A 15,030-nucleotide genomic window follows, 5' to 3' on the forward strand; every position below is an offset into this window, starting at 1 on the left:
TATAAGAGAGAACAAAACAGAGAGAATACGTTTGTAACTTTCGTATCCTCTCTGTTTCGTTTTTCAGAGTTTTATTCTTCTCAACTATTTTTCAGCACACATTACTCTGCAGCTCGCTCGATCAGCAGATTCTGGATTTCCTCTCTCGTAGGCATTACGCGCAGTGCACCTTTTCTTGTTGTGATCACAGAAGCTGCCGCATTTGCAAATGTCAGCATATCTTTCAGGTTTTCTTCCTTTAAGTCTTCCATTCCATGTTCACAGATATAATGTAATACACAACCGCAGAATGTATCTCCGGCTCCTGTTGTCTCAATTGTATTTTTCTGAAGGAACGGTTTTACCTCTACAATGCTTCCGTTTTAGTATGCACGGCTTCCTTCTTTTCCCATAGATACAAGAATCAGCGGAATCTGATATCTTTCTCTGATCCAGTTTACACCTGCAGTATAATCCTCTTCTCCTGTCAGCCACTGAATCTCATTGTCAGAGATTTTAAGAATCTGGCAATGTCCGAGACCGTATAACACCTGCTCTTTTGCCTCATCCAGTGAATTCCAAAGTGGAGGACGTAAGTTCGGATCAAAAGAAATAATCGCACCGGACTCTTCCGCAATACGAATGGCTTCTTTTGTTGCTTCGCGCACTCCTTCATGTGTCATAGACAATGTTCCGAAATGGAAGATCTTTGTTTCTTTGATAAGTTCTTCACAAATCTCTTCTTTGTTCAGCATCATATCTGCTCCCGGATTACGATAAAATGAAAAATCTCTGTCTCCATCCGGATAAGTATGTACCATAGCAAGTGTTGTATGGATTTCTTTATCTGTGCATAATCCGGATGCGTCGATCCCAACTTCTGTAATTGCATCTCTTAACTGCTCTCCGAAAAAGTCTTCACCTACTTTTCCGATAAATGCTGTCTTATGTCCTAACTTTGTCAGCATCGCAAGTACATTACACGGTGCTCCTCCTGGGTTTGCCTCAAAAAGAGGATTTCCCTGATTGCTCTTTCCGTTTTCTGTAAAATCAATCAATAATTCTCCAAGTGCTACTACATCATATTTTTTCATTTTCTTCTCCATTCTGCTGCCAAAGCGACAACATTTTTTCTATTCTCAACAGATTTCTATTTTTTCACACACCATCTGTACTGATAAGGATTCATCCATACCGAATTCATCTCCAGTTTTTCTCCTGTAAATAAATCTTCATATTCACCTTCCAGACAATTCAGCCATGCATTCTGTCCATACTCCGAGAAATTAGCCAGACAGATCAGTTCTTCTCTTCCTGCTGTCCTTCTGATTGCGAAGACTGAAGAATTTCCTGTATCCCATGTAGAGATACCGGCAGTCTCTCCAAAGCAATTTTCCTCACGTCTGAATTCTTCCATCTGTTTCAAACCATTCCAGATCGCATACTGTACAGTACCTGGTTTTTTTCTCTTCTCTGCATTCTCCCACTGGAACGGACTTCGATGCAGATATCGACTGTCCGCAGCAGTATCCGGGTTTTTCTTATAATTGTAATCATTGACCTGACCGATCTCATCTCCGGATGAAAGCATCACAAAACCTTCCATGCTCATACATGCCGCATGCATCATCAGCACTCTCTGGATTCCTTGTTTCACCTGCTCAAGATCTCCTTCAAATCCACCTTTTTCGATTCCACACAGACTTGCCGTTGTTCCACAGCTTCTGGCATCTTTGGTCACCGGATCGTAATTATAAAGCTCTCCACGAGCAAAGCTGTACGGATATGTCCCCTCAAAGAAATGATATAAATATTCTTTGTGCTGAATCGGATCTATCTCCAGCTTCTTCTCCTGCTCTTCATCCAGGCCCCAGCCGATATCATCATGACAGCGAAGGTAATTGACAAAATAGCAGTTCTTCGGAAGACTGTGAATCACATCCATCTGATGCTTCAGCATTCTTGTGTCTCTTGTAGCCAGTGCTGCCCACAGATTCACCATACTGGAAACACCGTATAACATATGGCATTCCGGCTCTTGCTCTGTTCCAAAATAAACCGGAAGTTCTTTTGGCTCCATAACAACCTCGCCTTTTAAGATCACACCCGGACAAACCATTTCAAGGATCATACGCAGCATACGGACGATACTATGAACCTGCGGAAGATTTCTGCAGTTGGTTCCCAACTCCTTCCAAATATACGGAACTGCATCAATACGGAATACTTCCACTCCCATATTAGCCAGATACAGGATATTTCCTATCATTTCATTAAATACTTTCGGATTGTGATAATTCAGATCCCACTGATAAGGATAAAATGTTGTGAGCACATGTCTGTGCATCTCTTCACACCATGTAAAGTTGCCCGGCGCAGTTTCCGGGAACACCTGCGGCATCGTCTTCTCAAACTGATCCGGAATCTCGCGTGTCTCATAGCACTGATAGCGATCCATATATTCCTGTTCGCCTCTCTTGGCTCGCATCGCCCACTCATGCGTATCTGCTGTATGATTCATAACAACATCCAGACACAGACTGATTCCGCGTTTTCTCAGCTCTTTTGTCAACTTTTCCAACTCTTCGTTTGTTCCAATTTCAGGATCTACCTGTTTAAAATCCTCTACCGCATAGCCACCGTCATTATATGGATGCGGCATCTTCAGAAGCGGCATCAGATGAAGATAGGTGATCTTCTGCTCAGACAAATAATCCAAATGCTCTATCACACCGTTTAATCCCCCTGCAAATAGCTTCGGATACATCGTTATCCCAAGCATATTTCTGTTTCGATACCAATTCGGTTCTTTTTCTCTTTTATTATCTAACCGTCTAAGTTCAGCAGGTCTGTTCTGATAAGCCTCTTCCAATGACTGCATTAATTCTTCATAACATTGTTCATTATGATACAACTGCATATATTTTTCGTGCAGTTCGTTTTCATGTCTTTTTCTTCTTACTTCTATCATCAATACTATACTCCTATACTACATAAGGGGATTCCTTAATCAGGAATCCCCTTATCATTATCCATGCATTTTCAATCTCAATGTATATTTATCATGTAACTTCTATACCAGATCATATTTTACTACATCGATTTTAGCTGCACCATCAGCAAAGAATGAAATTCCGTTTGCTTCCTGTTCTGTAAATATAACTGCAGACATAACCTGCTCGCCATCGTTAATAAATACTTCTGCGCTGAATCTGTCCAGAATCACACGAAGCTTTAACTCATTGGCATCTCCGTTTACCAGACATCTTCTCTGATGAACCAGTGCTCGTTCGGTTCCTGAAAATTTTCTGTCAATTTTCAATACAGACTCATACGGGCGGAAGCTCAATTCTGTATGGAATTTCTCATTCTGTGCAAAACGTAATGCGAATTTCTTATATACATTTTCTTTATCTTCCGGACGTATCACGAGTTCCATGTCGATGGTTCGTCCTTCGACGCGATCTAATGTGATCGTATCATTATCTATTACTACATCGTTGTACTCAACTCTGTTTTTGCGCAGTGCATCGAGTTCTTTGATTGGAGTTTGATAAAGTCTTCCGTTCTTCACAGACAATTCTCTCGGCAGACTCATTTGCGCAAACCATTTTGAGTCGTTACAACGATGAGCAAGCGTATCCCAGTTCTGCATCCAGCCGATCATAATTCTGCGGCCATCCGGTGCTTCCACTGTCTGCATTGCATAAAAATCAATTCCATAATCCACAGACTGATTGAACTGCTCTTTTAAGGTATATGTATCCTTGTCCATTTCTCCTATGATACATAAAGTGCCGTTTCCGGTATGATATTCCAAGCCTTCCGGTAACATATCCTGCGGACTTGTCAGGAGAATATGTTTTCCATCCAGTTCAAAGAAATCCGGACACTCCCACATCTTTCCAAAACGTTTCTTATTTTCTGCAAGGATGCTGACAAATTCCCAGTCAAATCCATTTGCACTTCTGTAAAGAAGAATCTGTCCACTTCCGTCTGCCGGTCTGCTTCCGAGCACACAATAGAAGTTTCCATCTTTTCCTTTCCAGATCTTTGGATCACGGAAATCCACTTTACTTGCACCTTCCGGAAGATCCTTTTCTGTCAAGACCGGATTCTTCTCATACTTCACATAATCTCTTCCGTCTCCGACAGCTACCGCCTGTGTCTGTATATCTCTTTTACTTCCATCTTCTAATGTTTCATGATCTACGGCTGTATACATAAGCAATTGTCTGCCATCATCCAGCTCTATTGCGCTTCCTGAGAAACAGCCCATCTTATCGTAGTCTTCATCTGGTGCAAGAGCTGCCGGGAGATATTCCCAATGCAATAAGTCTTTACTTACCACATGCCCCCAATGCATACTGTCCCAGTGTGTATCGTATGGATTATACTGATAAAATAAATGATATTCTCCCTGATAGTATGAAAATCCATTCGGATCATTCATCCAGCCTACATACGGACTCACATGAAAAGCCGGTCTGTCTTCTGCTTTTATCTGCTTTCCCTGTTCATCTTCATATTTTCTAGCCTTTTCTAACATCTCACTCATGCAAATTCTCCTGTTGTTCGTATCGTTATTTTTCTTCACTTAATGACTTCTGATACTCATCAAAGTACTTCTGTTTAATTGAAAGATAATCTGAAAGCCCATACTGTTCCATTTTCTTTAGATAGGAATCCCACTCTTTTTCAATTCCTCCATTCAGGATCCAGTCTGCTTTCTTCTGTTCTGCATATTTTTTTATATCTGTATCGTACTGAGATACTTTATTCGTATCATCAATGCTCATAAAGACATTTGGATAAACATATTTACTGTTCATATCCTGTAAATAAGTTTCATGCATATTATCCAAACGCCATTTTGCATCTTCTGGCTGTGTTACATATACATCATAATATTCATTTAAAACTGCAAGAGGACCATTTACCGATTGTGCCTCACGAACTTCTACCGGAGACTGTGTTCCAAGATCCATATGCTTTAGCATTTTTCCACCATCTTTGTTTGTGGACAGTTCAAAAATGTTAAAGGAGTCCTTTTCTCCATAAGTTCCCCAGTTATTCTGTGGTGATTGAAGTGGTGCATACATCTGATCAATCCATGCAGCAGCAAGTGCTGTATTCCGACAACTTGATGTAAGAACACATCTTCCACGGTCAAATCCACTTGTTTCACTGTTGTTCTGTCTCGTGATATTTCTCATGCCATTCGGTCCTGTCAGCGCCGGTAGCATCACATAATCTTCATTGTTATCAATATTTGCAATGTCCCATGTAAAACAGAGACCGTATCGATGGTTCTTACCTTTTGCTACATAGGTAGACCACTCTTGTGTAAATGCTTCTGGGTCAACTAAATCCTCTGTCACAAGTTTATGTAACCATTCAATTCCTTCTTTATAACCTTCCTGAACAGTTGTGTAAATAACTTTTCCTTCATCCGTTACAGCGAAATGATCTCCCGTGTCTCCATAACCTTCTCCAAATCCATTGATTAGAATTGCCGGATCTTGGTCTCCGTTATTGATAATAAATGACATTGGAATCACATCACCTTCGATTGAAAATTCTTTTTCAAGTTCATCTGCATGATCACGGAATTGAATCAATACCTGTTCCAATTCATCTGTTGTTGTCGGAATCTCAAGTCCTAGATAATCCAGCCATTTTTTGTTAATATATGGAACATCTCCGATTGCCTGAATGGCTTCTTTCCCGGCTCCAAGCTGTTCAATCCAAGGGAATGAATAAATATGTCCATCTGGTGCTGTACACATTGTCCTGTATTCTGGATATTTTTCAAATACTGCCTGTAAATTCGGCATATATTTATCTATCAGATTTTCTAATGGAATAATGATACCCTGCTTTGCATAACGCAATAGATCATAATCACTCATTCCTGCATTGAATAATCCGTCCGGTAGATTTCCAAATTGAGCAAGTGCCAGATTTTTCTTATCAGAAAACTGATCCGATACAAAACAAGTCCAATCAATATGAACATTCGTCTGCTCTTCCATTCTCTGAAAGATTACTCGTTCATTTGGCTCCTGTGTTGATGTAGCCGGTGCACTTGTAATAAAGGAAAGCTCTGCGGTTTCCTTCAATGGAAACTGCACTTCCGTTGCAGGTGTATCCGGGTTGATTTCAGCTTCAAGCTGCTGCTCTTTTCCACAACCTGTAACTCCCACCAGCATCGTCAGAGATAGTACAATTGCAAGTAATGCATTTACTTTTCTTTTCTTCATATCTGTATCATTCCTTTCTTATTAGCCTTTTACCGATCCAACCATAATTCCTTTGTCAAAGTACTTCTGGAAGAATGGGTACATTACTAACAGTGGTAAACTTGATACTACAATGGTTGCATATTTGAGCTGTTCTGCTATTTTTGCCATTTCCGCTGTGCTCTGAATATCGGCAATCATGCCTGGCTGTGGTGTATTCTGTACTAAGATAGAACGGAGTACTAACTGTAATGGCTGCAAATTCGCATCATTCAAATAAATCATTGCGTCGAAATAACTGTTCCACATTCCAACGAAAGACCAAAGCGCCAGTACTGCAATGATTGGCTTACATACCGGAATCATAATTTTAAAGAAATGTTGGATTTCATTCGCTCCATCAATCGCAGATGCTTCTCTTAATTCTGTTGGAATTGACTGATAATAAGTTCTTGCAAGAATCATATTCCATACATTAAATGCTCCTGGAATCAGGATTGCCCACACTGTATTAACCATATGCAGTTGATTGATCAAAATGAATGTAGGAATCATTCCACCGCCAAAAAACATAGTAATTAAGAAGATAATATTAAAAATCTTTCTTCCTACAAATTCTTTTTTGGACAGTGGATACGCTGCCAACAATGTCACAAAAACAGAAATAACTGTAAATGCAAGTGAATACAGGAAGGAATTTAAAAAGCCACGCCAGATCATTTCATTCTCTAATACTCTTCGATATGCATCTAATGTCCAGTCCTTAATATTAAAACTCAATCCCTGGTTATTCAAAACAGTCGGATCCATAAAGGATGCAAGTACTACATAGATAATCGGTATTGCTATAGAAAGGACGAATAAACCAAGAATGGTAAATCCGATTCCAAGGATTACTTTGTCTGTCCTTGAATATTTTTTCTTCTTTTTTTTCTCCATCTCTTCTCCCTCTTTTCTATAATCCTTCTCCGTCATTCAGTTTCTTAACAACCTAGTTTACAAAGATCAACAAGATAACATTTACAACCGAATTGAAGAGACCTACCGCTGTCGAATATCCATAATCTCCGTTCAGAAGTCCAATACGATATACATATGTAGACAGGATTTCTGATGCCGGCAAGTTCATGTCTGTCTGTAAAGCATATGCTTTCTCAAAACCTATACTCATAATATTTCCGGCCTGTAAAATAAACTGAATTACAATAATATTTTTAATTGCCGGCAACTCTACATACCAGATCTGCTGCAGAAGATTTGCTCCATCCATGGTCGCTGCTTCTTCCAGCTCCTTGCTTGCATTTGCCAATGCTGCTGTATACATGATAGATGACCATCCTGCTGCTTGCCAGATTCCGCTTGCAATATAAATTGTTCGGAATGCAGAAGGCATTGTCATCCAGTTTGTGCTAATTCCGAGCACTTTGTTCAGCGGTCCTACAGGTGATAAAAGCATACGAACCATACCACAAAGTACGATGACTGAAATAAAATTCGGCATATAGATCAAAAGCTGAACTTTCTTTTTAATCCCTGTCTTACGGATGCGATTTAGAAGCAATGCAAGAATAATCGGAACCGGGAACCCCCACAACAGTCCATAGATACTCAATTTTAATGTATTCATCAGATAATTCATAAAATCCGGTGAAGATAAAAATCGCCTAAAATACTCAAGTCCTACCCAGGGACTACCAAGAACTCCTTTTATTACATTGTAGTCTTCAAAAGCTATCAGGAGACCACCCATTGGGAGATACTTAAAAATAATTGTCAGTAAAAGCCCTGGCATTAGGAAGAAAAGATATAACTGCCAGTTTTTCTTCATATAAGTCATCTTTTCTCTCCACGTTCGTTTGCTTACGGACTTTGCTTGATTTTGCATTCTTTTCATGCACTTCTTCCTCCATTCCTTTAACCTTATGGAAAACCGGTTACGTAACCGGTTACTTTATAGTTTGATATTACTATATTCTTCTCTTTCTGTCAACACTTTCGCGCGATAAAATAACCGGTTACGTAACCAGTTATTTTAATGTTGCGTTTTTCCATGAAAATTGCTATACTAAAAGATATTATGAACCATCAGCCATCATATTGAAGGAGATTCAACTTTTATGAGTAAAAAACAGGTAACTTTTGCAGATATTGCGGAGTACACCAATTTTTCAAAAACTACAATATCAAGATATTTCAATCACCCGGATTCACTGACGGTTGAAAACCAGGAAAAGATTTCACAGGCTCTTGATACACTTGGATATAAAAAGAATAAGCTGGCAAAGGTTCTGGCAAATGGGAAAAGTGAATTTATCGGAATCATTGTTCCAAACCTTTATCTGCACTATTATTCTGAGATGCTGACACAATTCCTTTCCAGTTACAGTGATTATCACTATAAATTTCTTGTTTTCGCCAGTGAACATGGTGCTGAAGAAGAACAACAGTACATTGAAGAACTTCTGTCTTATCAGATTGAAGGACTGATTGTTTTAAGTCACACTCTTCCATCTGAGAAACTTGCTTCCTATCAGATTCCTGTCATCGCAATTGAACGCGAAGCAGAATATATCAGCAGTGTCAATACTGATAACTATATGGGTGCACTTCAAGCTACGTCCCTGTTGATTCGGGATAAATGTGACATATTAATTCATATAAATGTCAATGTGAATAAATCCATCCCGGCTTATGACCGAATCCGAGCCTTTCAGGCTACTTGCGAAGAATATCATATTCCATATGATATAGATCTTAGTGTAGAAGGTGATTCTTATCATGAGATTTTAAACATAATCCGAGAGATTTTCAACAAAATAGAAGCAAAATACCCCAATCAAAAAAAAGGTATCTTTCTCGCGAATGATACCTATGCAAATATGTTTCTTAATTTAATTTTCCAAAAATATGGAACATTTCCTTCTACTTATGAGATTGTTGGATTTGACAACTCTCCGATTGCCAGCGAGGCAATCCTTCCGATCACAACCATCGGCCAGCAGATTGATGTGATTGCAAAGACTGCCATGGATCTTCTTGTCCAACAGATGGACGAGCAGAAAAAGCGTGTTCCCAAACCATTAGGTGAACCTGTTCATAAACAAATTGCCCCTGTATTAATTCGTCGTAATACAACAAAATAATTTATTTTTCATGATTGAGAACGTTGCCTCCAGCGCCAGGACCTGATTACCGGTTCCGGCGCTGTCTTCTGATATCTGCAGATACTGAGTAGTAATCCGAGCAGGATATAAGATGTCAGCATACCTGATCTTCCTGTTCCAAAGAATGGACAGTAGATTCCCATATTACCGACTCCTCCCAGATTTTCTAATATAAAAACTACTGTCTGAATCAGGAACAATGCTGTACATCCTGTTCCCATCACCATACCAAGCTGGTTCTTCTGATTTAATGAAATCTTAGCAAACCGAAGGATCAGAACCGCCAGACAAAGAACCAGTAGAATACCTGCCAGTATTCCATAAGCAGCTACCACACTGGCAAGCAGATGGACACTTCCGTCTACAGATGTCAGAAGTTCTTTAAACTGCGGATTGCCATGAAATGCTGAGCTTCCGGAAATCATTTCCCGAATCACATTGACTCCTGGGAAATTTGCTGCATAATCACCGATCGATAAAATAGCCACTACACGCTCTTTCTGGTAAGCCTTGCCAAAACACCAGAGGCCTCCCGCAAGCAGAACCGGTATCAGAACGACTACTGCTCCGATTCCCGTAAGTACTGCTTTTTTACAAACCTGAAACCAGCCTTTGTAAACAGCCGCCGCCAGAACCACACAATAAACCAATTCCAGTATCATTGCCGCAATCAGGCTCTGGCTTCTTATGAACAGAAAATAAGATGGAATGATCATCCAGAGGATTGCCTTTAAAATTCCTCGGTATCCCTGACCTCTATAACTATATAATACCGCTGCAAACAACGGAATTGTCAGCCAAAGTAAGTCAATCAGATTCAATCCAATATTTCCAAACGGTATTCTAATATACCTCGCCGCTCCATTCACTTTCAGCCCCGTAAACTGCAGTCCGACCAATAATAAAACCTGATATACAATCAAGATTTGTTTTGCATAAGCCGCAATCCTCGTATAATCCATATAGCAAATGCCGATCATCAGCACAAGTCCAATCAAAAGTGCCGGCAGTTCCAGCGACGTATGCCAGCTCGATGACATTCCTGTCCAGAACAGTTCTTCTGTTTTTCCCGCACTCTGCTCAATACCTAAAGCAGTCTGATACATAACACTCCGTAAAAGATAGCCTGCAAGACTTAACCCAACAATCAGCGCAATCATTCCCCACGCCATTGTCGGCCGGTGGATTCTATCCATCTCAAGCCCGACTTCTACCGGATCACCCATTTCTCGAACCGCAGCTTCTTCTGCTTCTGTCTGACTCATTCCTTCACTTAGGAATTCCGCTTTCTGATCCTCAATATGATCATTGATCTCCTGTTCTATCGTCCCTCTTGCCATCTTACAGCGAATCTGTTCTGTTAATGTATACAAATACTCCTCTCGTCTCATCAAACATCACCCTTTCTAACAAACTGCTGCATTCATCACATTCACTACAGCCGATGAATAAATTTTCCACTCTTCTTTCTTCTCTTCTAAAACTTTCCTCCCGGTTTTCGTAATACTGTAATACTTACGAACCTTACCTCCGACCTCTTTCTCATAAACTGTCAGATATTTCTTATCTTCCATTCCATGAAGCAATGGATATAACGTTCCCGCCTTTAATTCAAACACATTCTGGGACTTTTCTCTTAAGGTCTCGATCATCTCGTAACCATACATATCCTTTTCAGATAAAAGCTTTAATAACAACATCGTTGTGCTTCCTGATACCAGACTTCTGTCAACTGCCATAACAATTCCTCCTAATCTTCTGATTTTACGTTAACCGTACACTTCTTAACATTCTCACTGCAAAATGAAGCTCATCTTACAGTAGTTCAAGAATGCCTCTGCAATCCTGCCGGAGGCTATATCAGCTGTGGGATTGACTCCCAGCTGATATATCGGTTATCTATATATCTTAGCTTGATTATATATCGATTATCTATACATGTCAATAAAAGCTTCCAAAATTCTTTGCATTTTTAATATAGTAAGAGCGAACAAGTAGTAATTATGAGCGAACAGTAGCAAAAAAGTCTTATTTTGTATTGTTTTTTGGATACAAAAACTATACTCTATGGGAAAAATATGTTATAATTTGTGTACACATTATGCAGTATAAATATATACTAGCCATACAATTCAAGTTGTTGAACTACTTTAGGAGGAGAATTATGACTGATTCTGTTACAAATAAGATCATTTTAAGTGCCGACAGTACCTGTGACCTGGATCAGGAACTAAAAGAACGTTATCATGTACACTATTTTCCACTCCACATCATTCTGGATGGAAAAGATTATAAGGACGGCATTGACATTACACCGGAAGAAATTTATCAAAAATATTACGATGAAAAAATCCTTCCAAAAACAGCTGCTGTCAATGTTGCGGAATATATTGAACACTTTAAACCATGGGTCGATGAAGGCTATGAAGTGATCCATATCAATCTTGGAAGTTCGCTTTCCAGTGCACACCAGAATTGCTGCATTGCAGCTGAAGAGCTTGGACATGTTCATGTGATTGACAGCTGTTCACTCTCAACCGGAACCGGACTTCTCGTAACCGATGCCGGTCGGATGATCGAGCAGGGATTGAAAGCGGAAGACATTGCCGAAGCTCTTCGCGAACGCACAAAGCATTGTCATGCCAGCTTTATTTTGGATACGCTGACATTTCTACATGCCGGTGGGCGCTGTTCGACGGTCGCTGCTCTCGGAGCAAATGTTTTGAAATTAAAGCCGTGTATCGAAGTCAGCACAGCAGATGGCAGTATGAATGTAGGAAAGAAATATCGTGGAACGCTTGATAAAGTTCTTGTGAAATATGTAAAAGACAAACTTGCTGCTTATCCGGATATCGATCCATCTCTGATCTTTATCACGCACTCAGGAATTGCCCCTAAATACATTGAACTTGTTAAGAATACGCTTGAAGAAACCATGCATTTTGATGAAATCCATATAACGAAAGCAAGCTGTACGATTTCCAGCCATTGTGGACCAAATACACTTGGAATTTTATTTGAAACCTGCTAAGGAGGAGACGCCTATGACGAATACAAAACCAGTTTTTCATGGAAGTGATATTGAGAAAATCAGTGAGTATTATCATATCGACCAAAACAGTATTACAAACTTTGCCGGAAATGTAAATCCACTCGGACTTTCCCCTTCTGTTAAGGAAGCTGTTGCGGCTCATGTGGACCTCTTTTCTTCTTATCCTGACCGAGATTATAAATCACTTCGCAACACAATTGCTGAGTACTGCGATGTTCCTGCTGATTTCATCCTGCCGGGCAACGGTTCAAGCGAACTGATTTCACTTTTGATTGAAACAAGAGCACCGAAACGCACTCTGATTCTTGGTCCAACCTATTCTGAATACTCCAGAGAACTTTCTTTCTCCGGAAGTACACAGGACTATTATCATCTTCAGGAAGCGGAAGATTTTGAATTAGATGTAGAAGATCTTTGCCGGACTTTGTTAAACGGATATGATTTTCTGATTCTCTGCAATCCGAACAATCCAACTTCTTCTGCCATCTTAAAAGATGAAATGCGTGCATTGCTTTCCTTCTGTGCAAACCGCGATATCTTTGTCATGATTGATGAAACTTATGTAGAATTTGCACCTTCCGTTCAGGAAGTAACCGCTGTTCCATACACGAAAGAATTCTCTAATCTCATGGTACTGCGTGGTGTATCAAAATTCTATGCAGCTCCGGGAATGCGTTTTGGATACGGCATTACCGGAAATAAAGAGTTCTTATCTCAGATGAAAGAAAAGCAGATTCCATGGTCCTTAAACAGCCTTGGAGCATATGCCGGTGAGCAGATGTTCAAAGACACTTCCTACATCCGCCAGACACGTGCATTAATCCTGATGGAACGTGACCGGATGTTTCTTGAATTAAAAAAGATGTCTTCTTTCAAGGTTTATTTTCCATATGGAAACTTTATCCTTGTGAAGATTTTAAAACCAGAAGTAACTTCTTTCGATGTATTCGAAGCTTGTATAAAAGAAGGACTTATGATCCGTGACTGCTCTTCTTTCCAATGTCTGGATGGCGAATTCATCCGCTTCTGCATTATGAAACCAGAAGACAATAACCGGCTCTTAAAAGTATTGAAAACTATTTAATGATACCAGGGTCAAAAGGTCTGAAACCACCGGTGCTTGCACAAAGGTCTTTCTTAAAAAGCGGGAGAATCTGATCCAACGATTCTCCCGCTTTTCTTCTTATTCTTTCTTTTGATTTTATACTTCCTTGCTTTTTCTATGATTCTACAGCTGTTTTCTAACAACAAGATAATCATCTCCGTTCCGATAATATGGACATTGATAATGCTGATTTGTCATCAGACGGATGTAATCATCCTCATCCATATTCTTATCACAGAGATAACACTCATACTCCTCATCATAAATATAATAAGTGCATGTTTCACAGCTGGTTCTTGACTCTTTACTCAATTTTCTCTCTCCATTTCCCGCCCGTTGCAGAGCCTGTAGCATTACATTCTGTTGCTGTTCGTTCTATGTGCAGCTGGCAACTCTTTTCTTAGTATCATACCATGTTTCCATAGATTGCGTCCACTTTTCTGTCTAATACAATTACCTTAAACGCAATTAATAGCCTGTATTTTTTGTATTTTATTTCTTATTTTCTGTATATTTGAATTATTTTTAACTTTTTTCTGATTTTCTATTGACAAATGCCTATCTGTGAGTTAATATAGAATCAACAAAAGGAAACGAAATAAAAAACAAAAAGGAGGACAAACCACCAGACACTTAATCCTTTCATTAAAATTAATTTTAAAGAAACAGAGGTATAGTCCAATGGGAAGGTAAATTAAATCCTTAAAAATCTAAAGAAAGAGGTACAGACCACCAGAAAGAGTAATTTAAAAAACGGAAACGATATTTAAAGAGAGAGAGGTAGAATCCAATGGGATAGTTCATTAAATCATCAAACAAATAAATTGAAAGAGGTAAATTCCAATGGGACGATAAGTTAAAATCCAAAATAGATAAAAGAAGAATCGAAAGAAGGATATTCCAATGGGATAATTAAATGAAATAAAATATAAAATCACTATTTGAGATAATAGTTTCAGATAGATATCAAGTAAATAAGGAGGAATATTCCAATGGATGGAATAACAAAGTGAAGATCCACTGTATAGCGTAGGTGCATACGGTGGATTTTCTTTTGTCTCTTTTTCGTGGATATCCCGGATAATCAAATGGGATAACAAAAAGGGGCAAAGCTTTTTATGCTTCCACCCCATCACTTAAAAATGTTTAAAGTCTTAATACATAGTCTTTTTATTATCTCTTCACAAAGTACTCTTCATACCATACAAGGAACGTATAGATTGTCCATACTTTTCTCCAGTTATCAGAATTTCCTCCAACATATTCATCAAAAATCGCATTGATTGCATCCACATCAAAGAATTTCTCTGCAATATCACTGTGGAAGAGACGCTGTACGTCCTGATTATATCTCTCATCAGCCATCCAGATACGGATTGGTACGATAAATCCCAACTTCTTACGGAATGCAATTTCTTCCGGAAGAACTTTCGCTACACTTTAAAAGGTGAGAAGATGGAAGAAATCACAAGAAAAGTAAATGAAATG

At 39.2% G+C, this 15,030-nt stretch carries 11 protein-coding genes and 2 pseudogenes; 3 read left to right on the top strand and 10 right to left on the bottom strand.

From position 1 onward, the window contains the following. Positions 1–101: 101 nt before the first annotated feature. From LI162_RS12000 to LI162_RS12025, 6 genes and pseudogenes are all read right to left on the bottom strand, one after another. Positions 102–1,073: pseudogene (locus LI162_RS12000) on the bottom strand (carbohydrate kinase family protein). Positions 1,074–1,129: 56 nt separating this feature from the next. After that, complete coding sequence (locus tag LI162_RS12005) at positions 1,130–2,950, bottom strand: amylosucrase (RefSeq protein ID WP_055158233.1); 1,821 nt, start codon at positions 2,948–2,950, stop codon at positions 1,130–1,132. A gap of 102 nt (positions 2,951–3,052) precedes the next feature. Continuing rightward, positions 3,053–4,537 carry a glycoside hydrolase family 32 protein gene (locus LI162_RS12010; RefSeq protein ID WP_055158231.1) on the bottom strand — a complete coding sequence of 495 codons (1,485 nt, stop codon included), beginning with the start codon at positions 4,535–4,537 and terminating at the stop codon, positions 3,053–3,055. 25 nt (positions 4,538–4,562) lie between these two features. Beyond that, positions 4,563–6,242, bottom strand: a complete 1,680-nt coding sequence (locus tag LI162_RS12015; RefSeq protein WP_055158229.1) for a hypothetical protein — start codon at positions 6,240–6,242, stop codon at positions 4,563–4,565. Between the two features lie 21 nt (positions 6,243–6,263). Next, positions 6,264–7,160: a carbohydrate ABC transporter permease gene (locus LI162_RS12020; protein ID WP_055158260.1), complete on the bottom strand. Its 897-nt coding sequence runs from the start codon at positions 7,158–7,160 to the stop codon at positions 6,264–6,266. A 52-nt stretch (positions 7,161–7,212) separates the two neighbouring features. Next, positions 7,213–8,115, bottom strand: coding sequence for an ABC transporter permease (locus tag LI162_RS12025; RefSeq protein WP_227156722.1), 903 nt, complete (start codon positions 8,113–8,115; stop codon positions 7,213–7,215). A gap of 223 nt (positions 8,116–8,338) precedes the next feature. Between LI162_RS12025 and LI162_RS12030 the strand changes: the two genes are divergently transcribed. Then, positions 8,339–9,364 carry a LacI family DNA-binding transcriptional regulator gene (locus tag LI162_RS12030; protein WP_015528046.1) on the top strand — a complete coding sequence of 342 codons (1,026 nt, stop codon included), beginning with the start codon at positions 8,339–8,341 and terminating at the stop codon, positions 9,362–9,364. Positions 9,365–9,372: 8 nt separating this feature from the next. On the opposite strand, the gene LI162_RS12035 is transcribed toward LI162_RS12030, so the two are convergent. Next, a complete protein-coding gene (locus tag LI162_RS12035; RefSeq protein WP_015528047.1) occupies positions 9,373–10,776 on the bottom strand; it encodes an FtsW/RodA/SpoVE family cell cycle protein in 1,404 nt (467 codons plus the stop codon). Between the two features lie 15 nt (positions 10,777–10,791). Then, positions 10,792–11,124, bottom strand: coding sequence for a PadR family transcriptional regulator (locus LI162_RS12040; RefSeq protein ID WP_020437081.1), 333 nt, complete (start codon positions 11,122–11,124; stop codon positions 10,792–10,794). A 425-nt stretch (positions 11,125–11,549) separates the two neighbouring features. On the opposite strand from LI162_RS12040, the gene LI162_RS12045 reads away from it, so the two are divergent. After that, the gene (locus LI162_RS12045) at positions 11,550–12,416 is read left to right on the top strand and encodes a DegV family protein (protein WP_020437082.1); all 867 of its coding nucleotides are present in this window, start codon (positions 11,550–11,552) and stop codon (positions 12,414–12,416) included. Positions 12,417–12,429: 13 nt separating this feature from the next. Further along, positions 12,430–13,521 (top strand): pyridoxal phosphate-dependent aminotransferase, encoded by a 1,092-nt coding sequence (locus LI162_RS12050; RefSeq protein ID WP_020437083.1) that lies wholly within the window; start codon positions 12,430–12,432, stop codon positions 13,519–13,521. Between the two features lie 144 nt (positions 13,522–13,665). Here the strand turns inward: LI162_RS12050 and LI162_RS12055 are convergent, their stop codons facing one another. Further along, positions 13,666–13,854, bottom strand: a complete 189-nt coding sequence (locus LI162_RS12055) for a DUF6472 family protein (protein WP_054753175.1) — start codon at positions 13,852–13,854, stop codon at positions 13,666–13,668. Between the two features lie 861 nt (positions 13,855–14,715). Next, positions 14,716–14,982: pseudogene (locus tag LI162_RS12060) on the bottom strand (asparagine synthase-related protein); the annotation flags it as partial. Between the last annotated feature and the right edge of the window lie 48 nt (positions 14,983–15,030).

This window comes from Mediterraneibacter sp. 210702-DFI.3.120, from assembly GCF_020561005.1.
In the GTDB taxonomy this organism is placed as follows: domain Bacteria; phylum Bacillota; class Clostridia; order Lachnospirales; family Lachnospiraceae; genus Mediterraneibacter; species Mediterraneibacter faecis.

Bases quoted from the DNA above. Each gene is read 5' to 3' on its own strand.
- LI162_RS12015 (WP_055158229.1), bottom strand. From the start codon at position 6,242: ATGAAGAAAAGAAAAGTAAATGCATTACTTGCAATTGTACTATCTCTG.
- LI162_RS12025 (WP_227156722.1), bottom strand. From the start codon at position 8,115: ATGAAAAGAATGCAAAATCAAGCAAAGTCCGTAAGCAAACGAACGTGG.
- LI162_RS12010 (WP_055158231.1), bottom strand. From the start codon at position 4,537: ATGAGTGAGATGTTAGAAAAGGCTAGAAAATATGAAGATGAACAGGGA.
- LI162_RS12005 (WP_055158233.1), bottom strand. From the start codon at position 2,950: ATGATAGAAGTAAGAAGAAAAAGACATGAAAACGAACTGCACGAAAAA.
- LI162_RS12035 (WP_015528047.1), bottom strand. From the start codon at position 10,776: ATGAGACGAGAGGAGTATTTGTATACATTAACAGAACAGATTCGCTGT.
- LI162_RS12020 (WP_055158260.1), bottom strand. From the start codon at position 7,160: ATGGAGAAAAAAAAGAAGAAAAAATATTCAAGGACAGACAAAGTAATC.
- LI162_RS12050 (WP_020437083.1), top strand. From the start codon at position 12,430: ATGACGAATACAAAACCAGTTTTTCATGGAAGTGATATTGAGAAAATC.
- LI162_RS12030 (WP_015528046.1), top strand. From the start codon at position 8,339: ATGAGTAAAAAACAGGTAACTTTTGCAGATATTGCGGAGTACACCAAT.
- LI162_RS12040 (WP_020437081.1), bottom strand. From the start codon at position 11,124: ATGGCAGTTGACAGAAGTCTGGTATCAGGAAGCACAACGATGTTGTTA.
- LI162_RS12045 (WP_020437082.1), top strand. From the start codon at position 11,550: ATGACTGATTCTGTTACAAATAAGATCATTTTAAGTGCCGACAGTACC.